General features: G+C 74.4%; 15 protein-coding genes. 7 read left to right on the top strand and 8 right to left on the bottom strand.

All coding sequences use genetic code 11. The features are described from left to right. The 3 genes from ACQRUO_RS17660 to ACQRUO_RS17650 form a co-directional block, all read left to right on the top strand. Positions 1–698, top strand: a 698-nt coding sequence (locus tag ACQRUO_RS17660) for a hypothetical protein (protein WP_428316894.1), incomplete at its 5' end; no start/stop codon positions are given. A gap of 90 nt (positions 699–788) precedes the next feature. Next, on the top strand, positions 789–4,181 hold the full coding sequence (locus ACQRUO_RS17655; RefSeq protein ID WP_428316893.1) for a right-handed parallel beta-helix repeat-containing protein: 3,393 nt from the start codon (positions 789–791) through the stop codon (positions 4,179–4,181). Continuing rightward, complete coding sequence (locus tag ACQRUO_RS17650; protein ID WP_428316892.1) at positions 4,178–5,509, top strand: S8 family serine peptidase; 1,332 nt, start codon at positions 4,178–4,180, stop codon at positions 5,507–5,509. Before ACQRUO_RS17655 ends, ACQRUO_RS17650 begins: the two co-directional genes overlap by 4 nt. Positions 5,510–5,718: 209 nt before the next feature. Here ACQRUO_RS17650 and ACQRUO_RS17645 read toward each other — a convergent pair whose 3' ends face one another. From ACQRUO_RS17645 to ACQRUO_RS17625, 5 genes are all read right to left on the bottom strand, one after another. After that, positions 5,719–6,198: a hypothetical protein gene (locus ACQRUO_RS17645; protein WP_428316891.1), complete on the bottom strand. Its 480-nt coding sequence runs from the start codon at positions 6,196–6,198 to the stop codon at positions 5,719–5,721. Positions 6,199–6,329: 131 nt separating this feature from the next. Further along, on the bottom strand, positions 6,330–6,890 hold the full coding sequence (locus ACQRUO_RS17640) for a sigma-70 family RNA polymerase sigma factor (RefSeq protein ID WP_428316890.1): 561 nt from the start codon (positions 6,888–6,890) through the stop codon (positions 6,330–6,332). A 445-nt stretch (positions 6,891–7,335) separates the two neighbouring features. After that, complete coding sequence (locus ACQRUO_RS17635; RefSeq protein ID WP_428316889.1) at positions 7,336–7,668, bottom strand: hypothetical protein; 333 nt, start codon at positions 7,666–7,668, stop codon at positions 7,336–7,338. 69 nt (positions 7,669–7,737) lie between these two features. Beyond that, positions 7,738–9,126: a DUF4331 domain-containing protein gene (locus tag ACQRUO_RS17630; protein ID WP_428316888.1), complete on the bottom strand. Its 1,389-nt coding sequence runs from the start codon at positions 9,124–9,126 to the stop codon at positions 7,738–7,740. 128 nt (positions 9,127–9,254) lie between these two features. After that, positions 9,255–9,584 (bottom strand): twin-arginine translocation signal domain-containing protein, encoded by a 330-nt coding sequence (locus ACQRUO_RS17625; protein ID WP_428316887.1) that lies wholly within the window; start codon positions 9,582–9,584, stop codon positions 9,255–9,257. Positions 9,585–9,872: 288 nt separating this feature from the next. Here ACQRUO_RS17625 and ACQRUO_RS17620 point away from each other — a divergent pair, with 288 nt between their 5' ends. Together ACQRUO_RS17620 and ACQRUO_RS17615 are read left to right on the top strand one after the other, a co-directional pair. Further along, positions 9,873–12,176 (top strand): molybdopterin cofactor-binding domain-containing protein, encoded by a 2,304-nt coding sequence (locus tag ACQRUO_RS17620; RefSeq protein ID WP_428316886.1) that lies wholly within the window; start codon positions 9,873–9,875, stop codon positions 12,174–12,176. Between the two features lie 43 nt (positions 12,177–12,219). After that, entirely contained in the window at positions 12,220–12,696 is a 477-nt protein-coding gene (locus ACQRUO_RS17615) for a (2Fe-2S)-binding protein (RefSeq protein ID WP_428316885.1), read from the top strand. A 39-nt stretch (positions 12,697–12,735) separates the two neighbouring features. Here ACQRUO_RS17615 and ACQRUO_RS17610 read toward each other — a convergent pair whose 3' ends face one another. The 3 genes from ACQRUO_RS17610 to ACQRUO_RS17600 all read right to left on the bottom strand — a co-directional run bounded on the left by ACQRUO_RS17610 (position 12,736) and on the right by ACQRUO_RS17600 (position 18,153). Next, entirely contained in the window at positions 12,736–13,218 is a 483-nt protein-coding gene (locus ACQRUO_RS17610; protein WP_428316884.1) for a nucleotide triphosphate diphosphatase NUDT15, read from the bottom strand. Positions 13,219–13,337: 119 nt separating this feature from the next. Continuing rightward, positions 13,338–14,861 (bottom strand): SDR family NAD(P)-dependent oxidoreductase, encoded by a 1,524-nt coding sequence (locus tag ACQRUO_RS17605; protein ID WP_428316883.1) that lies wholly within the window; start codon positions 14,859–14,861, stop codon positions 13,338–13,340. Between the two features lie 190 nt (positions 14,862–15,051). Next, positions 15,052–18,153 carry a tetratricopeptide repeat protein gene (locus ACQRUO_RS17600; protein ID WP_428316882.1) on the bottom strand — a complete coding sequence of 1,034 codons (3,102 nt, stop codon included), beginning with the start codon at positions 18,151–18,153 and terminating at the stop codon, positions 15,052–15,054. 199 nt (positions 18,154–18,352) lie between these two features. On the opposite strand from ACQRUO_RS17600, the gene ACQRUO_RS17595 reads away from it, so the two are divergent. Then, complete coding sequence (locus ACQRUO_RS17595; protein ID WP_428316881.1) at positions 18,353–19,927, top strand: hypothetical protein; 1,575 nt, start codon at positions 18,353–18,355, stop codon at positions 19,925–19,927. Further along, positions 19,924–21,036, top strand: a complete 1,113-nt coding sequence (locus ACQRUO_RS17590; RefSeq protein WP_428316880.1) for a hypothetical protein — start codon at positions 19,924–19,926, stop codon at positions 21,034–21,036. Before ACQRUO_RS17595 ends, ACQRUO_RS17590 begins: the two co-directional genes overlap by 4 nt. The last annotated feature ends 2 nt before the right edge of the window (positions 21,037–21,038 follow it).

The following is a 21,038-nucleotide window of genomic DNA, read 5'->3' as shown; positions in this document are numbered from 1 at the left end:
TGCTGCTGCACGGCGTGTACGGGGGAGGTGTACTGCAGTGGTCGTTCCCAACTACTTCGGCCAGCTCGGGGCCAAGAACGCCGCGATGGACATGGCCAGGCAAATGGCCGCCGGACCGGGCCCAGCCCGCCCAGCAGCCGGCGCCGCAGCAGCCGGCCCAGCAGGCGCCCGCGCCGCCGACCTACACGGCGATCGCCGGTGCCTACTGCGCCAACAACAGCACCGACTTCCAGCAGTACGGCTGGTTCGACCAGGGCCAGTCCGGCTGGAACACCAACAGCACCGGGGGCTACTCCGGCGGCGGCTGCAACGGCAAGTACACCTCGGTGCCGATGTCCGGCGACGCCAACAAGGACGACGGCAACTCCGTGGTGTGGACCTTCAACACCGGGTCGGTCTCCAGCGGGAGTTGCAGCTTCTCGGTGTACGTCCCCGCCGACGGCGACATCAAGGCGGTCGGCGGCGACCCGGCCTACTACACGGTGCAGAACAGCTCGACGCCGCGCAGCGGCACCATCGCCTCGTTCACCGTCAACCAGGTGGACAACCTGGGCTCCTGGGTGGGCGTCGGCAGCTACCCGCTGAGCAACGGCCAGATCTCCGTGATGCTGCACACCCGCGGCCAGGACTGGACCGGCAACACCAAGACCTACGCCCACCTCGCGGCGGCGGCGATCAAGGCCACCTGCACCGGGTGACCAGCGCCTGCCGGGGCCAGAACCCGGCAGGACCGGTGCCGGACCGGTGCAGGAACCAGTAGTGACGAAGGACGAGAGGGAGCGAGCGGCATGTCGCGCCATGTGCTGACGGTGTGTGCGGAGCAGGTAAACGGCGGTTACCGCACGATCGGTGAAGCGCTGGAGGCCGCGCGCAGCGGGGCGGTGATCAGCGTCCGGCCCGGTCGGTACGAGGAGAACCTGGTGATCACCAAGATGGTCACCATCACCGCGGAGGACGTCCGCGGCAGCGTGCGGATCGCTCCCAAGCGCGGGGCGGTGGTGCAGGTGGTGGCCGAGGCCGTCCAGCTGACCGGGCTGGTGCTGCAGGGCCAGGACGACGACCTGCCCACCGTCGACGTGCCGCGCGGCCAGGCCGCGCTGGAGGACTGCGAGGTGGTCGGCAACTCCTGGACGGCGGTGCTGACCCGCCAGCAGGGCTCGCTGGCGATGCGCGGCTGCCGGGTGGTGAACGCGGCCGGTGCCGGCATCGTGGAGACCTCCAGCGGCACCAGCGTGATCGAGAACTGCGTGATCGAGCACCTGGGCACCTCCGCGGTGGTGATCGGCGAGCGGGCCAACCCGATGGTGCGCAACTGCGTGCTGCGCGACGCCCGCGGCAACGGGGTCTGCGCCAACGGCGAGGCCCGCGGCTCGATCGAGGACTGCGAGATCTCGGCCACCGACAAGCCGGCCATCGCCCTGGAGGAGAACAGCACGACCCGGGTGCTGCGGACCGAGGTGCGCGACACCTCGGTCGGCGTCTACCTCAGCTCGGCCGCCCGGGTGGTGCTGGAGGACTGCACGGTCAGCGGGACCACCGGCCACGCCGTCGCACTGGCGGCCGGCACCGACCCCCTGCTGCGCCGCTGCCGCACCGCGCGCTCCAAGGGGCACGGCATCCACGTCACCGGCAGGTCCCGCGGCACCTTCGAGGAGTGCGAGGTCACCGGCGCCGACGGGGTGGGCATCTGGGTGGGCGAGTCGTCCAGCCCCACGCTCACCCGCACCGCGGTGCGGGACTGCGGCGAGGCGGGGGTGGAGCTGGTCGGCGAGAGCGCGGCCGAGTTCGACCGGCTGGAGATCCGGGACGTGCGCGGGGCCGGGGTCAGCGTCCGCGAGGGCGCCAACCCGCTGCTGCGCCGGCTGACCGTGACCGACGTGCGCGGGCACGGCGTCGAGGTGGTGCGCGACGGCCGCGGCCGGCTGGAGGCCTCGGAGATCAGCGCGGCCGGCCAGGCCGGCGTCCGGATCGCCGACGGCGGCAACACCTACCTCGGCAACACCACCGTGCGGGACTCCGGTTCGGCCGGCATCTCGGTCGGCGGCGACGGCATCGGCGCGCTGCGCGACTGCGACGTGGCGGACTCCGCCCAGGACGGCCTGCTGGTCGAGGAGGGCGGCGACCTGACCGCCACCCGCTGCCGGGTGCGCGGCAACCGCCGGCACGGGGTGCTGGTCGGGGCCGGCGCCCGGGCGGCGCTGAGCCACTGCGAGGCGTTCGACAACAGCGTGGACGGCATCCGGATCGACTCCGTCGAGTCCGTCCGGGTCAGCGACTGCACGGTGGCCGAGAACCGCGGCAGCGGGTTGCGGCAGACCAAGCCCAGCTCCCGGCTCGCGGTCGAGGAGCTCACCAGCCGGGACAACGCGCAGCCCGACGCGCACGGCAGCGGCACGGCCGCCGCCGCGTCGGGTGAGTCCGGTGCGGCGGGCCACCAGGGGCAGCCGGGCCAGTCGGGGCAGTCGGGCGGCACGGATCCGCTCGCCGAGCCGGTCGAGCCGGCCCGGGTGGACCCGCAGGGCCCGCTGGCGGTGCTGGAGTCGCTGGTCGGCCTGGCCGGCGTCAAGGAGCAGGTGGCCACCCTGGTCAACCTCAACAAGCTGGCCAAGCGCCGGGAGCTGGCCGGGATGCCGGCGCTGCCGATGAGCCGGCACCTGATCTTCGCCGGCCCGCCCGGCACCGGCAAGACCACGGTGGCCCGGCTCTACGGCGCCATCCTGGCCGAGCTCGGCGTGCTGCGCAGCGGACACCTGGTCGAGGTGGCGCGGGCCGACCTGGTGGCCGCGATCGTCGGCGGCACCGCGATCAAGACCACCGAGGTGTTCAAGGAGGCGCTCGGTGGGGTGCTCTTCCTGGACGAGGCCTACACGCTGTCGGCCGGCGCCGGCGGCACCGGGCCCGACTTCGGCCGCGAGGCGATCGACACCCTGGTCAAGCTGATGGAGGACCACCGCGACGACGTGGTGGTGATCGTGGCCGGCTACTCCGATGAGATGCGCGACTTCCTCAACTCCAACCCCGGTCTGGCCTCCCGGTTCAGCCGCACGGTCGAGTTCCGCAACTACGCCGACGACGAGCTGGTCACCATCGTGGAGCGGGCCGCCGGCGGCCACGGCTACGAGCTGGCCGAGGGCACCCGGGAGGCGCTCGGCGTGCACTTCGCCAAGATGCCCAAGGGCGCCGACTTCGGCAACGGCCGGGCGGCCCGCAAGGTGTTCGAGGAGATGGTGGACCGGCAGGCCTCCCGGCTGGCGCTGCTGGCCGAGGTGGGCGACGCGGACCTGGCGCTGCTGGTGCCCGAGGACGTCGGCGCCGAGGCCGCCGCGGCGATCGCGCCGCAGCCGGAGGCGGCCGAGCCGCGCACCGAGCTGCTCGACCAGCTGCGCGCGATGGTCGGCCTGCCGGCCGCCAAGGAGCAGGTCGAGGACCTGGTGAACCTGATCAAGCAGGTCCGCCGCCGCGAGGAGGCCGGCCTGCCGACCGCGACGATCAGCCACCACCTGGTCTTCGCCGGCCCGCCCGGCACCGGTAAGACCACGGTGGCCCGGCTCTACGGCGAACTGCTGGCCGAGCTGGGCGTGCTGCCGGGCGGTCAGCTGATCGAGACCGCCCGCGCCGACCTGGTCGGCCGGTACGTCGGCCACACCGCGCAGCTCACCAAGGAGGCCTTCGACCGGGCCCGCGGCGGCGTGCTCTTCATCGACGAGGCGTACACCCTGACCCCGCGCGGGGGCAGCGGCAACGACTTCGGCCAGGAGGCGGTCGACACCCTGATGAAGCTGATGGAGGACCACCGCGATGAGGTCGTGGTGATCGTGGCCGGCTACCAGGAGGAGATGCAGGGCTTCCTCTCCTCCAACCCGGGCCTGGCCTCGCGGTTCTCCCGGCAGGTCGCCTTCGAGCACTACACGGACGAGGAGTTGGTGACCATCGTCCGGCTGCAGGCGGAGCACGCCGGCTACAGCTGCACGCCCGAGACGCTGGCGGCGCTCGGCACGCTGTTCGCCGCGGTGCCGCGCGACCGCAACTTCGGCAACGGCCGGTTCGCCCGGCAGACGCTGGAGAGCATGATCACCCGGCAGGCGGGGCGGCTCAGCCGGCTCGAGATCGCCGACGTCTCCGAGCTCAGCCTGCTGCTGCCGCAGGACATCGCGGTGCCGCAGGCGGGGAGCGTCGGATGAGCGGGCGAGCGGTGAACGGGGGCCGGGTCTCCGCCGCGGCCGGGCTCTGCTGCGTGCTGCTGCTGACCGCCGCGGCCGGGCCGGCGGTCGCCGACTCCGGGGCCGGGGCCGGGGCCAGCCCGAGTCCCGGTGTTGCTTCCGGTTCCGGTTCCAGCGCCCAGCCGCCCGCGTTGCCGCAGATCAGCCAGACCAACATCGGTTACCAGAGCAACGGCTGCGTCAAGCCCTCGGGCAAGAACACCGACCTGACGCCCTGGTCGCAGAGCCTGCTCGACCCGCAGCGCGCCTGGCCCTTCAGCCAGGGCGCCGGGGTCACCGTGGCGGTGCTCAGCACCGGCGTCGACGGCACCTCCGGCGTGCTGGGCAACCGGCTCAAGCTCGGGCCGCACGAGAACGGCAGCGGCGACGCCGGGCACGACTGCGTCGGCGAGGGCACCTTCCTGGCCGGCCTGATCGCCGCCAAGCAGCAGGACGGCATGGGCTTCGCCGGCCTGGCACCCGCCGCCACCGTCCTCGCGGTCTCGGTCACCGACGAGGCCGGCACCACCAGCGCCGACCTGCTGGCCAAGGGCATCCGCGCCGCCGCCGACGCCGGCGCCCGGGTGATCGACGTCGCGGTGCCGGTGCCCGCGGCCGACGGCGGCCTCAAGGACGCGGTCGACTACGCCGACGCCAAGGGCGCCCTGGTGATCGCCCCGGCCGCGCCGGACACCCCCGCCACCGGCGGGTCGGGCGGCGGCAGCTACCCGGCCGGCTACCCGGAGGTGCTCTCGGTCTCCGACGTCGGCCCGGTGGGCGCCCCGGCCGGCGCCGCCCCGTCCGCCGGCTCGACCCCCACCCGGGTCGACCTGGTGGCCCCCGGCGACGCGGTGATGAGCGTCGGGCCCGGCGGCGCGGGCTTCTTCACCGGAACCGGGCCGAGCTTCGCCACCGCTGTGGTGGCGGGCAGCGCGGCCCTGGTGCTCGGCGCCCACCCGACGCTGACCCGCGACCAGCTGGTGCACCGCCTGGAGACCACCGCCTACCACCCCGGCACCGTGCTGCCCGACCCACGCTTCGGCTACGGCACGGTCGACCCGGTCGCCGCGGTGACCGCGGTCCTCCCGGAGGAGCAGGGCGCCACCGCACCACCCCCGCCCCGAACCGCCCCGCTGACCATGCCGCCCCCGGTCCACCAGACGGCCGGCAGCCAGGCCGCCGCCGTGGCCGGCGGAGCCTTCGGCGTGATGGTCCTGGTCGGCCTGGCCGCCCTGGTCCTCCCCCGCGGCGCCCGCCGCACCTGGCGCCCGGGCCGCCTCCCGGCCGACCCCCCGTACGGCGGCCGCTGACCGCGCGCGGGCGTCCTGACGCTACGGATCTCGCCGGGCACGCGCCCGCGGCCCTGGCCCTGGCCCCGGCCTTCGGCCGGGAGGCGCCCGTGACTCACCGGCGGATCGTCCAAGGGCGGACCCCGTACAACGACCAGCCGGCACGCCCCCCAGTCGTCAGGCTGGGGGGCGTGCCGGCTGGTCCGACAAGCTCCCTACGAGCGGCGGCCCTACTCCGCCTCGCCGGCTGCGCAGAGCGCGGCCACCAGGCGCTGCACACCGTCCTCGCCGAAGCGGTGGATGAGCAGGGTGAGCCAGTCGAGGACCTCGGTGCGCTCGGCGCAGGTCCAGGTGGCGGCGGACGGGTGTTCGTCGAGGACCATCACCTCGGCGAGCAGGCGCAGGCCCGCGTCGGGCGCACCGAGGTCCTCGGCGGCGACGTCCTCCTCGGTGGCGAGCCGGCGGGCCGCGGCGACCACCACGTCGGCGGCGGCCGGCGGGACCGCCAGGCCGCTGGCCGGCTCCGCCAGTTCGGGCAGCTCCGCCGGCTCGGGCAGTTCGGGCAGCTCAGGCAGGGTCGGCGGCTCGGACAGCCAGGCCTCGATCAGCCGGCGGACCTCGTCCTCGCCGACCTCGTCCGGTGTGCCACCCGTCTCGTCCATGACGACCAGTTTGGCAGCTGACGAGCCGGCCAGGGTCGCGTTCCGCACCACACCCGTCTCCTTCGACCGTTCGCGCGGGTCCGGGACGGGTCCGCTACTGCCCAGGGGAACGGCCGCCCCAGCGGGTTTGGTTCACCGCTCAACAGTTTGGGAGTTCAGCGCGCCGGCGCGCCGGCGGGTCAGGCCCCCACGGCCAGCCCGCGGCGCAGCAGCACCGGGCGCAGGGTGCGGATCGCGTAGAAGTTGCGGGACTTCACGGTGCCCGGCGGCACGCCCAGCAGGGTGGCGGTGTCGTTCACCGAGCGCCCGTTGAGGTGCAGCTCGGTCAGCACCTCGCGGTGCTGCGGGGTGAGCTCGGTCAGCGCCTGGCCGATGTCGTGGGCCTGGAGCACCGCGTCGTACGGGTCGTGGGTGGCGACGTGCTCGTCCGGGGCGAGCTCCGCGACTTCCTGGGCCCGGGCGGCGCGCATCCGGAAGTGGTCGATGGCGATCCGCCGGGCCACCGTGAACAGCCACGGGCGGCACTTCTCGGGGCCGTCGGCGATCGCCTCGGGGTGCTGCCAGGCGCGGACGAAGGTCTCCTGGAGGATGTCCTCGGCCTTCCCGCGGTCGCCACTGGTCAGCCGGACCAGTGCGCGCAGCAGGTCCGGCCCGTGCAGGCGGTAGAGCTCCGCCAGGGTCTTCTGGTCCAGCGTGGCCCGCTCGGCGCCACCGGTCTTCGCCGCGTCCTGCGTCTGCATTGCCACTCTTGCCTTTGCGTTCGGTACGGCCAGCGGAGGAGCGAGGGCCGCACCGGACGGTGGGCTCACCTCGACACGATCAGACTGGCAGCGCCCACCAACGGTCCGCCAACAAAGCGCCAATGGCTCCGCCAACCCCGGGATAACTCTCTGACCAGGCCTGATGCGGCCGTGTGCGGTGCATTTCCGGGGTCCTCACCGGGTCGTTCACCGTGGCGTCACCGGTGGGCAACCGTCGACCCGTCGATCCGTCACCCGACCGCCGGTGACCGGACCGGCCGATGACCGTTCGTCGCGGCCGTTGGCGTGCGACGAACGGTCACCCGCGCCGTTGGCCGTGCGGTGGGCGCGCTCGCCGACGCGTCAACGCGTCAGTCAGCACGGTCGGCGCGGGTGGCCGGGTTCAGCGGTCGGCTCCGGCGGTCGGCTCCGGCGGGTCCAGCGGTCAGCTCCAGCGGTGCTCGGTCACGCTCCCGCCCTGCACGGTGACCCGGGCCGCCGCGGTGTCCGCGGTGCGCCAGATCGTGTACTCGCCCTCGGGCAGCGGCGACAGCACCGCGCAGTGCAGCGTGCGCCCGGCCAGGTGGCGGGGCCGGACCGCGGCGTGGGTGCGGGGCGCCGTGGTGCCGTCGCGGCTGACCTCGATCTCCCGGCCGTCCTGCGCCGGGTCGGTGTGGATGACCAGCGCGCCGAGGTCGCCGCCGATCTCCAGCACCACCGACCCCTCCCGGGACGGATCGGGCAGCGGGGCGTGGGGGTGCGGCTGGGGGTGGGACATGCTGCTCTGCCTCCGGGCTGACGAGTCGGTGGGTGACGGTTCGGCGGCGTTGGCCGGTCAGGTGGCCGGTCAGCCGGCCGGGTGGTGGTAGCCGTCGTAGGGCACGCCGAGGTAGGGGAAGGCGTCCAGGTACGGGTTCTCCAGGTCGCTCGGGCTCAGGCCGTCGGTGATCTGACCGGCGGGGGCGTCCGGGACGAAAGTCTTGTCCACCAGCGCGTAGGTCAGCCCGGCGATGGCGCGCAGTTCGACGGTCACCACGTCGTCGAAGACCCGCCGCCCGTTGGGGAAGCCGGCCGGGTCGCCCGCCACCAGGCCCAGGATGTTCGGCTTGGCGGCCGGCGGCACGGCCAGGTTCAGCCGCAGCATGTCGGCCTGGGTGTCGCCGGTGTGGTTCTGGAAGCCGTTGACGATGCCGCTGGGGATCCCGGTCAGCAGCACGGCCAGCAGGTCGGCGCGGGCCGTCCCGGCCGCGTCCAGCGCCGCCAGGTTGGGGAAGACGCCCGGGTAGAGCGCCGGGAGCAGCCCGGCCAGTTCGGGGTGGGCGACGTACTGCGCGAAGTTCTTGTCGTCGGCCGGCGGTTGGGTGTTCCACCGGTCCTTCTTCCCCATCGGGATCAGGACCTCGTTGACCAGCGGGTTGCCGAGCCGGCTCACCTGGACGAACGGCCCCGACGCGGTGTCGGGGCCGTCCGGGTCGAGCACCCGGGCCCGGCGGCGGCTCGCGGTGGTCCAGACGCCGATGGTCGCGTGCGGGTCCAGCACGTCGGTGGGGCGGCTGCGCCGGAAGGCCAGGTCGGTGATCGGCACCTGCAGTGCGATGCTGTGCACGTTGAGCGCCTTGGTGGTGTTCACCCCGCTCGCGGACTGGGTGAAGGCGGGCATCACGTGCAGTTCCTGGAAGGGGCGCAGGGTGCCCAGGTCGAAGATGGCGCCCAGGTCGACGTAGAAGCCCTCGGCGCGCTGGCCGGCGAAGACCTGGCGGCCGCCGCCGAGCGGGTGCACCGCGGCGCCGGCGAGGGCGGGGTAGTTCGGCGTGGAGAGCGGGCCGATGTTGCAGGGCGGGCAGGCCAGGCCGTCGGCGAGCAGCGTGGTGCGGCCGCTGGCGAGTTCGACCCGGGCCACGCTGTAGGTCTGGCGGCGGTTCCAGTGCGGGTCGTCCAGCGAGGTGATCGGGCCGGTGTTGTAGAGGAAGGAGTCCGGGTTGCGGACCTCGACCCGGAAGCGGAACTCGTAGCTGATGTCCGGCCGGCCGTCGTTGTCGTTGTCGACGTGGATCGCGTAGAGCACGTCCTCGCCGAACTCGTAGAAGTTGGGTCCGCCCGCCGGGCCCTGCAGCGGCAGGTAGTTGGCGATCAGGGTGACGGTGTCGCAGGCGTCCGGGCTGACGAAGGCGTAGACGTCGGTGCTGTCGGCGACCGGGTCCTTGGAGATCTCGGGGGCTTCACGGTGGGACGACACGGGATCCTCGCAGGGGGGCGGGTGCTGGCGGGTGCTGCCGGGCGGGGTGGTGCGGGTGGGATCGAGCCGGGGGTGCTGCGGGGTGCTGCGGGGTGCTGCGGCGGTCGGGCGATGGGGCGGTCGGGCGGTCAGCCCAGCGCGCGGAGCAGCGCGGCGGCCAGCGCCGGGTCCTGGACCTGGCGGTGGTGGTCGCCGCTGAACAGGTCGAGCGCGCCGGTGCGGGCGTCGCGCAGGTGCACGATCAGCGGCTCGGCGGGCGGGGCGGGCTCGGGGTGCGCCGCGGGGTGGGGGTGCTCGGGGTGCCCGGGGCGGTCCGGGTGTTCGGCCTGGGCGGCGGCCGGGTCGGCGGCGAGCAGCAGGTTGGCCGCGACTCCGGCGGCGCCGGCGGCCGCGGCGCCGCGGATCAGGCGTCTGCGGCTGAGGGGGGTCGACTGGGCGTCAGGGGCGGAGAGTTCCACGGGGCTTCCTTGGGCGGGGAGGGGTGTGGGGGAGCGGGTGGGTGGTTGGCAGTGAACGGGTGCGCGAACAGCCGGGTCAAGGCGACACGCGTCCCGCCCCGCCCGCTGCCGCCCTGCTGGCTCAACTCCCTTGCCGACCGCTGAGCCCGGGGCGTGGTCCGACGGACCCGACCCGGCCCGCCCGCGGCCGTCCGATCAGCAGGACCGCCCCCGGTGTTACTCACCGGTCACCGGTATGGAATGCTCCGCCACGCACGCATTGTCGGGTTGTCGGGGAGAGGACAACTGATGGGTGATCAGGATCACTCGCTGGGGCGGCGCCGGTTCCTGGGCTACGTCCTCGCGGCCTCCACGCTGACCGTGGCGGCCCAGTTGGGCGAGGTGGCCGCGCCGGAGCCGGCCGAGGCGGCGATCCCCTCGCTGCCCGAGCCGGCGGAGCTGCTGGACCTCAACGACCTGCTCACCGACGCGGCGCTGCCGACGTCCGGTCTGATCACCATCCAACTCAACGCCGACGGCACCGCCTCCTTCGCGCTGCCGCGGGCCGAGGTGGGCCAGGGGGTGACCACCTCCAGTGCGATGCTGATCGCCGAGGAGCTGGACCTGCCGCTGAGCCAGGTCCGGATCACCCTCGCCGACGCCCGTCCGGAACTGGTCTTCAACCAGCTGACCGGCGGCTCCAACACCACCATCTCCACCTACACCCCGATCCGCACGGCCGCGGCCGTCGCCCGCCAGCGCCTGCTGGCGGCCGCCGCGGCCCAGCTGGGCGTGCCGGTCGCCACGCTGACCACCAGCGCCGGCGTGGTGACCGCGGCGAACGGCGCGAGCATCGGCTACGGCGCGCTCGCCGCGGCCGCGGCCAGCCAGAGCACGGTGGCGGTCGCGGTCACGCTCAAGCCGGCGTCCGGGTTCGGCGTGATCGGCACCCCGCAGAACCGGATCGACGCGCTGGACGCGGTGACCGGGCGCAAGCGCTTCACCATGGACCTGAACGTCCCGGGCGCGCTGCCGACCATGATCTGCCGCCCGCCGACGATCAACGGCACGGTGGTCTCGGTGCAGAACCAGGCGGCGGTGCTGGCGATGCCGGGGATCACCGACGTGGTGACCGTGCCCAGCGGCGTCGCGGTGCGCGGCCAGACCTTCGGGCAGTGCATCGACGCGGTCCGGGCGCTCCAGGTCACCTGGGGGCCCGGCACCGCCGAGGGGGCCAGCGACGCCAGTGTGCTGCAGGAGCTGCAGGCCGCCGAACTCCCGCTGGTGGTACCGCCGCTGCCGCTGCTCACCCAGGCGGTCGACGCCCGCTTCACCTTCCACTTCGCCAGCAACAGCGCGCTCGAGCCGAACTGCGCGATCGCCGACGTGCGGGCCGACCGGGCCGAGGTCTGGGGCTCGTTCAAGTCCCCGATCGTGGCCCAGGAGCTGATCGCGCCCGCGATCGGCCTGCCGCTGGGCGCGGTCACCGTGCACGTCACCCAGGGCGGCGGCTCGTTCGGACGCAAGCTCTTCCACGACGCCGCACTCGAGGCCGCCCTGGTCTCCAAGGCGATCGGCAAGCCGGTCAAGCTGATGTGGCACCGCACCGACGACTTCCGCCAGGGCCGCACCCACCCGATGTCCATATCCCGGGTGCGGGCCACCTACTCGCTCGGCAACGTGGTCAGCTACGAGCAGCGGCACACCTCGGTCTGGACCGACTTCGGCCACGGGCTGGGCGAGATCATCACCTCCTCGGTCGACAAGCTGCCGATCGCCAACACCGGCTTCTCCGACGTGATGTTCGGGCTCACCCAGCAGACCCCGTACGAGTTCGGCCTCACCACCCAGCTGCTCAACGAGGTCGACCACGGATTCAACACCGGCAGCATGCGCGGCATCTACTCGCCCAACGTGCGCTGCGCCCAGGAGCTGGTCGTCGACCGGCTGGCCGCGGCGATGGGGCAGGACGCCTACCGGTTCCGGCGAAACTTCCTCAAGGACGACCGGGCCAAGGCGGTGCTGGACAAGGTCGCCCAGGTCGGCGCCTGGGGCCGCACGATGGCGCCGGGCACCGCCCAGGGCATCGCGCTGCACCCGGAGTACCACGGCTTCGTCGCCGTGCTGGCGGAGATCGACTGCACGCCCGCCACCGTCGGCCGGCAGGTCCCGGACGCGTACACCGGGCCGCGGGTGACCAAGGTGGTCTGCGCGGTGGACGTCGGCCTGGCGGTCAACCCGCGCGGCCTGGAGGCCCAGATGATGGGCGGCATCATGGACGGCATCGCGGTCGCCCTCACCTCCAGCCTGCACCTGCAGAACGGGGCCTTCCTGGAAGGAAGTTGGGACAACTACTTCTACACCCGGCAGTGGAACGTGCCGCCGGACCTGGAGGTCGTGGTGATGCCGCCGACCACCGGGGTCCCCGGCGGGGCGGGCGAGTTGGCGGTCGCCGGGGCGATGGCGGCGGTCGCCTGCGCCTACGGGCGGGCCACCGGCACCATGCCGACCAGCTTCCCGATCAACCACACCGAACCGCTCGGTTTCACCCCGCTGCCCACCTCGCCCCCGATCCCGCAGTCGCCGACCGACGGCCTCACCCGCGCCTACTAGCTCGCCCGCGCCTACGGGCCCCGCGCTCCCAGGAGTTGTCCAAGTGCCCCAACACACCTTCGTCCTGAACGGCTCGCCGGTCACCGTGGACGTCGCCGACGACGTCCGCCTGCTCTGGGTGCTGCGCGACGTGCTCGGCGTCACCGGCCCCAAGTACGGCTGCGGCCTGGGGGTCTGCCAGGCCTGCACCAGCCACATCAACGGCAAGGCGTTCAACCCGTGCTCGGTCCCGGTCGGCGCCGTGCAGCCGACCGACGAGATCACCACCATCGAGGGCCTGCCGGCCACCGTCGGCAAGGACCTGCACCCCATGCAGCAGGCCTGGCTGGACCTCGACGTCGCCCAGTGCGGCTACTGCCAGCCCGGTCAGATCATGGCCGCGGTCGCCAAGGTCAAGCAGGCCCGCGCCGCCGGTCACGAGATCGGCGACGCCGACTTCGACGAGATCCGCAACATCTGCCGCTGCGGCACCTACCACCGCATCCGTGAGGCGATCCTGGCGGCGGCGAAGGAGTTCTGACGCATCGTCACGGCCGATCGATCGTCACGGCCGGCCGTCTCACTGGGCCGTGCGGTAGCCGTGGACGCCCGGTGGCAGCGGGGCGGCGGACGGCAGCCAGTGGGCGAGCACCCAGCCGGAGGGGCCGAACATCGGCTCCGGGAGCTCGTCCAGCGGGGCGCGGAGCCAGCCGGCGCAGGCGTGCGGCTCGGTGACCTCGGCGACCGCGTCGCTGGCCGGGGCGAGCACGGCCGCGGTGAGCCGGGGGCGGCCGGCCAGGTGGTCGAGGATCACGCCGAGCACCCGCATCCGGTCCGCCGGCAGCAGGATGCCGGTCTCCTCGGCCAGTTCGCGGGCCGCCGCCTGCTCGAAGGACTCTCCCGGGTGGTCGACCTTGCCGCCCGGCAGGCTCCAGGTCGGGGGCTCACCGGCGGCGGTGCGGCGGCCGATCAGCACGCTGCGCCCGTCGGTGCTGGGGACGATGACGCCGGCACCGATCAGCGGCGTGGTGGCGGTGGCGGGGCGGGTTCCGGAGGTGATCATGCCTCAGGCTTACCACGTCCGCGGCGCCCGGCGGGCCGGGTCCGCCGGCGCGGGGCGCTCCCGGTTTCCCGGCGGGGGCGCACCCGGTTCCCGGGACGCTCCCGCACCGCCCGGGGAGGTCACCAGTTGCCCGGCTCGAAGTCCTTGAGGAAGCAGCCGAACAGGTCCTCGCCGCGCTCGCCGCGGACGATCGGGTCGTACACCCGGGCCGCGCCGTCGACCAGGTCCAGCGGAGCGTGGAAGCCCTCCTCGGCCAGTCGCATCTTGTCCGGGTGCGGGCGCTCGTCGGTGATCCAGCCGGTGTCCACGGCGGTCATCAGGATGCCGTCGGTCTCCAGCATCTCGCGGGCGCTGGTGCGGGTGAGCATGTTCAGCGCGGCCTTGGCCATGTTGGTGTGCGGGTGGCCGGCGCCCTTGTAGCCGCGGCTGAACTGGCCCTCCATGGCGGAGACGTTCACCACGTACTTGCGCCGGGCCGGCGACGCGGCGAGCGCCGCGCGCAGCCGGCTGACCAGGATGAACGGCGCGGTGGAGTTGCACAGCTGCACTTCGAGCAGCTCGATCGGGTCGACCTCGTTGACCGTCTGCACCCAGCTGTTGGTGTCGACCAGGTCGGGGACCAGACCGCCGGCGTCGATCGCGGTGCCGGCCGCGATCCGCTCCGGCGAGGCGGAACCGGTGACCAGCGCCAGCGAGGTGACCTGCTGCGCGGTGAGCGCCTCCCGCTCGCCGCTCGCCTGACCCGGCAGCGCCGGGCGGTCGACGCCGCCGCTGCCGAACGCGCCGATGATCTCGTGACCGGGCAGTTGCCCCGCCGGCAGCGGCGCCGACTCGGCGGCGACCAGCTCGGCGTAGGCGGCGGGGGAGCGGCGCACGGTCTGCGCGGCGTTGTTGATCAGGATGTCCAGCGGGCCCTCGGCGGCCACCGCGTCGGCCAGTGCCACCACCTGCGCGGGGTCGCGCAGGTCGATGCCGACGATCTTCAGGCGGTGCAGCCAGTCCGCGCTGTCCGGCATCTCCTTGAACCGGCGGATCGCGTCCTTCGGGAACCGGGTGGTGATGGTGGTGTGCGCCCCGTCGCGCAGCAGCCGCAGCGCGATGTACATGCCGATCTTGGCGCGGCCACCGGTGAGCAGCGCGCGGCGCCCGGTCAGGTCGGCCTTCTGGTCGCGGCGGGCCCGGTTGTTGCTGGCGCACGGCGGGCAGAGCTGGTGGTAGAACGCGTCGACCTCGACGTAGCGGCCCTTGCAGATGTAGCAGGAGCGCGGGCGCTGCAGGATCCCGGCGATCTCGGTGCTCGGCGTCGGGCTGCTGAGGCCGAAGACGCCGGCCGTCTCGTCGTCGATCCGCCCGGGGGCGCCGGTGGCGGTGCGCGAGGTGACGGCGCGGTCGTTGGCCGTCTTGGCGGCGCGGGTCTCCTGGCGGCGGCGCTGCTTCACGGTGCGGAAGATGCCGGCGACGGCCCGGCGCACGGCGATCGCGTCCGGGTGGTCGACCGGGAGGTCGTCGAGCTCGGCGAGCACCTGGAGGCAGGAGCGCAGGCGCTCGGGGTCGATCCCGGGCCCGTACTCCTCGGTGACGCCGTCGGCGGGGTCGGCGATCGGCTCCGGCCGGTCGTACTGCTGCTCCGCTGCCGTCGTCATCCTGGTGCGCTTCCTTGCTCGCTGGGGCACGGCGCGCTGAGGTCGGTGGCGCCGGTGCGGTGGGGGTACCCGATGAACTTTACGGAGTGGGCGGGGGTCGGCCAAACGCGTTGATCGGGATGACAGCTGACAGAATCTGAAATCTGTCAGCTGTCAGGTGAAATCGGGTGACTGTCAGGCGTCGTCCGGGCTACCCGAGCAGCGCCAGCGCGGCGGCCGCGCGCGGTCCGACGGGCGCAGCCAGCCCGGCCAGCTCCGCCACGCGGGCCCGGAGGTTGGGCACGGCCAGGTTCGTACGGGGCACGCCCAGGAAGGCGTCGACCAGCTCCGCCGGCTCCGCCTGTCCCAGCACCAGCCCGTGCAGCAGCACCTGGACGGCCCGGTCCAGGGCGGCGAAAGCGTCGTCGCCGCAGGGAGCGGCAGCGTAGGCCGTCCACGCGTCCACCGCGCCGGGCAGGCCGGCTTCGTACAGCAAGGTCATCGCCGACTCCAACCGGACAGCAGCGTCATCCGGCTCCGCGGCGACGACCTCGTCCAGCACCGCGCGGGCAGCAGGCAGGTCGCCCCGCCTGCGGTGCACCGCCACCAGCTCGCACGCCACCCACGACGTGTCGGGGGCGATCGCCAGGGCCTCGGTCAGATCGGCGACGGCCTCCGCCAGCTGCTGCGCCGCCGCGTGCGCCTGGCCGCGCGAGCCGAGGGCCCAGGCGGACTGCGGGCCGAGTGCGATGGCGGCGGTGAAGTCCGCGATCGCCTCTGCGGACCGTCCTGCCTCGCGGAACGCTTCTCCCCGTTGCGCCAGGGCCCACGCGTCCTGTGGGGTGAGTGCGGTGGCGGAGGTCAGGTCCTCCAGTGCCTCCGCCAGGCGCCCGGCCTGTCGGTGGGTTGCTCCCCGTTGGGCCAGTGCCCGCGCGTCCTGCGGGTCGAGCGCGATGGCGGAGGTCAGGTCCGCCAGCGCCTCCTCGAGGTGCCCGGCCTGTCGGTGGGTTTCTCCCCGGTAGGTCAGGGCCCACGAGTATCGGGGGTCGAGGGCGATCGCGGAGGTCAGGTCCGCCAGTGCCTCCGCCAGGCGCCCGGCCAGCAGGTGCGCCGCGCCGCGTGAGCCCAGCGCCCACGAGTCCTGCGGGCGGATCGCGAGGGCGGCGGTGAGGTCCTGGACAGCTTCCTCCGGCCGGCCCGCCAGCCGGTGGACTTCTCCCCGCTGGGCCAGGGCCCACGCGTTCCGGGGGTCGATCGCGAGGGCGGACGTGAGGTCCTGCACGGCCTCCTCCCGTCGTCCGGCCGTCCTGTGCACCGCCCCCCGGACGGTCAGCGCCCGGACGTGCTGCGGCCGGATCGCGAGGGCGGCGGTGAGGTCGCGCATGGCCTCGGCCGGCTGTCCGGCCTTCCAGTGCACCTCTCCCCGGACGACCAGCACCCACGCGTCACGGGGTGCCAGGACGTGCGCGGCGTCGAGATCGGCGAGAGCCTCGTCGAAGCGCCGGTGCCACCCGTGCAGCTCTCCCCGGTACGCCAGTGGCCGGGCGAGTCCGGCGTCGAGCGCGACGGCCTGGTCCAGGTCGGTGAGTGCTGCGTCGTCCCGGTCGGCCAGGTAGTGGACATGGCCGCGCTGAGCGAGCGCCGCAGCGCGGACCCGGGGCGGCAGGGTGGCCGCGGTCAGTGCCGTGAGGGTCTCCAGGACCGGCTCCGGGGCGGTCAGCGCGTGCCGGATCCGGTCGGCCCACGCCTGCACCTCGGCGTCGCCCCCGTCCTGCGCGGCCTGCCGGAGCACCGCGGCCCACGGGATCACGTCCTCCTGCCCGCCTCCCGTGCTGCGCGCGGTCTCCTCCAGAAGCGCCCCGAGGTCGGCGGCCGGGTCCGCACACACCCGGTGGTAGAGCTCCTCCATCCGGCGCCGCGGCCCGCCCGCCTGCCGGGCCGCCGCATGCCACTCGGCGAGCCGGGCGTGGCCCGCGCGCCACAGCTCCGGACTGTGCGCGCGCTGGTGCCGCAGCAGGCTGGCGCGGACCACCGCGTGGAACTGCTTGAACTCCCCGTGCCCGGTCACGAACGGCTGCCCGAGCAGCCACTCCCACGCCTCCCCGCCCGCCTCACCGCCCGCCCCGGCCCCGGCTGCCGCGAACACGTCCCGGTTCAGCTGCCGTGGCAGGGCCGCCGCCAACAGCACCTCCCGCCGCTCCGGCTCCGGCACCCACTGCAGGAACCGCTCCACCGCGCGGTCGACCGCGTCGCCGCCCGCCACCGCCACGTCCCCCGCGGAGCCGGGCCGGGTGTGGGCGAGCAGCGCGACCAGCAGCGGCAGGCCCAGCGACGCCTGCAGCACCGCCGCCACCGCCCCCGGGTCCGCGACACCGCGGGCCGCCAGCAGTTCCCGGGCCTCCTGGTCGGTGAAGAGTTCCAGCGGCACGTCCACCACCACGTCCCGCAGCGGTGCCCAGTCCCGCTCCGCGAGCGCGTCGCGGCCGGCCAGGACGATGGTCACCTCCAGGGGCAGCCGCCCGAACCCGTCGGTCAGCAGCTCCCGGAGCCAGGCGTCCAGGAGCTGCCCGGTGCGCTCCCAGGTGTCGAGGAACAGCACCACCCGCCGGCCGGGGCGGCGCTCGCACAGCCGGCGCAGTTCGGTCACGAAGGCCCGGCAGAGCGCGGTCTCGCTCTCGGCGGTACCGGTGTCGCCGTGGCCGCGGGCCCGGCGCCGGTGGATCCCGCCGGCCAGCCGGTCCGCGCTCTGGGCCAGCAGCTGCGGGTTGGTCATCGCCGCCACCGCGCCGCCGCCCGGGACCAGGCCGGCGGCACCGAGCGCGGCCTGCGCCACCACCCGAGCCGGCAGCGAGGCCGCCTCCCCGCCCGCACCGGGCTCGCCCGCGGCGTGCTGGGTGCGGCGGTGGCGTTGCACGGCCTGCTCGAAGTCCTTCCAGCCGCCGTCCCGCCGGCCGCCGTCCTTCCGGGCGCCGTCCGGCCCGGCCGGTTGCCCGGCCGGTTGCCCGGCCAGCTGTTCGGCCAGGGCCACCAGGGCCGCCTCCACGCCGGTGGCGCCGTACTCGTCCACCAGCGCGGTCACGGCACCCGCGCGCTCCGCCTCCTGGCGCCAGCGGGCGAGCAGCGTGGACTTCCCGATGCCGCCCACCCCGCGCACGTGGAACAGGAACTCGGCCGGATCCACCGCCTGCGGATCGGGGTCCTTGGCCAGGTTGTCGGTGAACAACGTCAGTTCGGCCCGCCGGCCGACGAACCGGCGCTCCCCGCGACGTTGCAGCGCCTCCCCGCGTGACAGCCGTACCCGCTCCTGCGACACTCGCTCCCCAACTCCCGTGCCACGCACCGCCCAGCGTCGTCGGGTCCGACTTTAGCGGCCCACCCGCCGGGCCGGCACGTGCCCCTGCCGCACCTTCTCCTGCCCCGTCGGCTCCCGCACCAGGTGCGCTTGCGTCTGCCGAACCCGGCTGCCAAGATCACGGCATGACGAATCGAAAGGACATCCGGGCCCTCGTCCGGTGACCCGCTCACAGCATTGGGACCTGGGCGGCACCCTCAGCGGCCGGCCCTCCCTCCACACCCTCGCCCTGGCGGCAACGCCCGAGCCGTCGTCGGACCGATCGGGCCGACCGCCGCACCGTGGGCCGCTGCGGAAGGCGCCCCAACCCAGCGGGCGCGCCAACCGCTCGAAGGACGCCGCCGCGCGGATCGCCGCAGCCGCCACCCGGATGGTGACCGCCGCGCCTCCTGATCGCTCGGTCCTGTCCGTCCTGGACAGACAGCTGCGGCGGATCGTCTGGCGGGACCACGCGCGCCCGCTCGAAGCCGCCCTCGAAACGCTCCTGGACCAGCAGCCCCCGTCCGGCGACCTCCCGCACCGCCTGCACCACCTGGGCCGCTGGTTCGCCGTGCACGGTGAGCACCCCAACGCGGTCCGGTTGGGCATGCTGCTGCTGGGCCTGACCGGGTCGGGTACCCCCGACGACACCGCCGTCCTGACGACTCTCGGCACCTTCTGGGCGTTCTCGTCCGACGCCTGTGCCGCCCTCGTGCGATCCCTGGCCGACCCCCAGCGGCCGCTGTTCGAGCTGGCCCGGCAGGCCGAAGGCTGGGCCCGGGTCGACGCCGTCGGCCGGCTCGGCGCCGTGACCGATCCCGAGATCAGGGAGTGGCTGGTCCGCGCGTCGTGCACCGGCGACGTGCTGGACAACTACTTCGCGCTGCACGCCGCCAGAGTCGGTGGGTTGGCCGCCGTACTGGCCCGCGAGGCCCTGGACGCCGAGACGCTGGGCGGCGCCGGCCGGCTCCTCGAAGCGCTCACCGACCTCGACGGACCGGGCCCCGCCCTGTCCTCGTACGACGAGGCCGTGCCCGCCCTGGACGGCTACCTGCGCCACGCCACCACCCACGGCCTCACCCTGCAACGCCTCTGGAGCCTCCTCACCATCCACCGCTACCTGCACGCGAGCACGCTCTGCCAGGACCACCCGGAGTGGCGCCGGGTTCGCCGCCGCTACGCCGACCTGGTCGCCGGGCCGGCGGCCCGGGACCTGGTCCTGGCCGGCCTCGCCGACGAGGACCCCGGCACCCTTCGGCGCGCGGCCTGGGCGGCCCGGCGGATGGACCTGCCGGCCCGCCCGGCCCTGCTGCGGCGGGTGGAGGTGGATCCGCACGACAACACCGTCTGGTTCCTGCTGGTCGACGACTGTCCGCCCACGGAGATCGCGGCGGTCGTCGCGGCGGCGGAGCGCCTGCTGCCCCTGCAGCGCCTGCGGACCGGTCCGACCACGGCCCTGGGGCTCGGGGCGGAGTACGAGGCCGACCGGAGCCTCGACCTGATCGTGAGCCGGCTGGGCGCGTACCCCGGTCACGGCTGGCCGTTGATCGAGGCCGCACTCGGCAACCGGACCAGCAGGAACCGCCGGATGGCCCTGCGCGCCCTCGCGGGCTGGCCGGTCGAGGCCATGCCCGCCGCGGCCCGTCAGGTCCTGCTCGCCGCTGCCGCCCGGGAGCCCGTGCCCGAACTCCGGGCGGAGCTGACCCGGGCGGCCGAGCGCCTCGTCCCGATCCCCCCAGCCGGAAGAGAACCGTGACCATCCCCGCTCGTCTCGTCGCCACCATCGCCGCCCCGCTGGACCCGGCGTCGACGCCGGCCACGGCGCCGCAGCTGCTCGCCCGGCCGGGCGGCGCGCTCCTGGCGCAGCGGAGCGACACCGAGCTGGTGGCCCTCGACCCGGACCGGTCCGGCCCCGGCCGGGCCACGGAGGTCCGCTTCCCGGCGCCCTGGCCGCGCCGCGTCGGCTCGGTGGCGGTGGCGCCGGGGCGGGAGTTCGCGGTGTTCGCCGGCGTGCACGCGGTGCGTTCGGTGACGCCGGCCGGGGCGACGCGCTGGGAGGTGCGGCACGGTTGTTGGGCCGGCAGCTGCGCCGCCCGGCACGCGTCGTTCGACGAGTACGCGCACGACGCGGAGCACCGCTACCCCGACGGCGGCTCGGTCGCGGTCAGTGCGGACGGCCGGTACGTCTGGGCCCACGTCCGCGGCCCGTTGATCGACCATGAGAACACCGCCGACGAGGACACCGACGACGACCAGGAGCTCTGGCTGCTCCTGGACGCCGCCGACGGCCGGGTCCTCGGCCGGTTGTCCACCGGAACCATCGCCTCCGGTTCCGCGCACACCCCGCACCCGGACCCGGCCCGGATGGGCCTGAGCGTCGGCGAGGGCGAGGAGGGCTCGCCCGTCCTCTGGGGGCGCTGGGACGGCCGGCGGCTGACCGTCGCGGAGATCGGGACCGAGCGGCTCCTGCTCGCGGTGAGCCCGTCCGGCCGCCACCTGCTGAGCGTCGACGCCGGGCAGTGGTCGCTCGCGCTCCACCGGGCCGCCGACGGTTCGGTGCTGCGCGAACTGGCCGCCGAGGGCACCGTGCCGCCCCACCCGGCGAGCCCGGGCGGCGACCGGGTGCACTGGGACTACGACGCCGCCTTCGTCGCCGAGGACACCGTCGTCGCCGGGACCTCCGAGTGCGACGCCGGCTTCGGCGCGGCCCGGCACTGGCTGGTCGAGGTGCCCGGGATGTCGCTGGGCGGGGAGATCGGCTACCCCGCTCCCGTCTCGGGCCCGGCCCGGACGGTTGGGGGCGGCAGGTGGTGCACGGTGTCCAAGGACGGGACGTCCGTGCAGCTGTGGGAGCTGGGTCGGTAGAT

The sequence above is a fragment of the Kitasatospora sp. LaBMicrA B282 genome (assembly GCF_050325825.1).
In the GTDB taxonomy this organism is placed as follows: domain Bacteria; phylum Actinomycetota; class Actinomycetes; order Streptomycetales; family Streptomycetaceae; genus Kitasatospora.
This window is presented reverse-complemented; position numbering and strand designations above follow the sequence as displayed.

Excerpts from the sequence above, each read along its gene's own strand:
- ACQRUO_RS17620 (WP_428316886.1), top strand. The coding sequence starts at position 9,873 with ATGGGTGATCAGGATCACTCGCTGGGGCGGCGCCGGTTCCTGGGCTAC.
- ACQRUO_RS17640 (WP_428316890.1), bottom strand. The coding sequence starts at position 6,890 with ATGCAGACGCAGGACGCGGCGAAGACCGGTGGCGCCGAGCGGGCCACG.
- ACQRUO_RS17610 (WP_428316884.1), bottom strand. The coding sequence starts at position 13,218 with ATGATCACCTCCGGAACCCGCCCCGCCACCGCCACCACGCCGCTGATC.
- ACQRUO_RS17605 (WP_428316883.1), bottom strand. The coding sequence starts at position 14,861 with ATGACGACGGCAGCGGAGCAGCAGTACGACCGGCCGGAGCCGATCGCC.
- ACQRUO_RS17635 (WP_428316889.1), bottom strand. The coding sequence starts at position 7,668 with ATGTCCCACCCCCAGCCGCACCCCCACGCCCCGCTGCCCGATCCGTCC.
- ACQRUO_RS17655 (WP_428316893.1), top strand. The coding sequence starts at position 789 with ATGTCGCGCCATGTGCTGACGGTGTGTGCGGAGCAGGTAAACGGCGGT.
- ACQRUO_RS17650 (WP_428316892.1), top strand. The coding sequence starts at position 4,178 with ATGAGCGGGCGAGCGGTGAACGGGGGCCGGGTCTCCGCCGCGGCCGGG.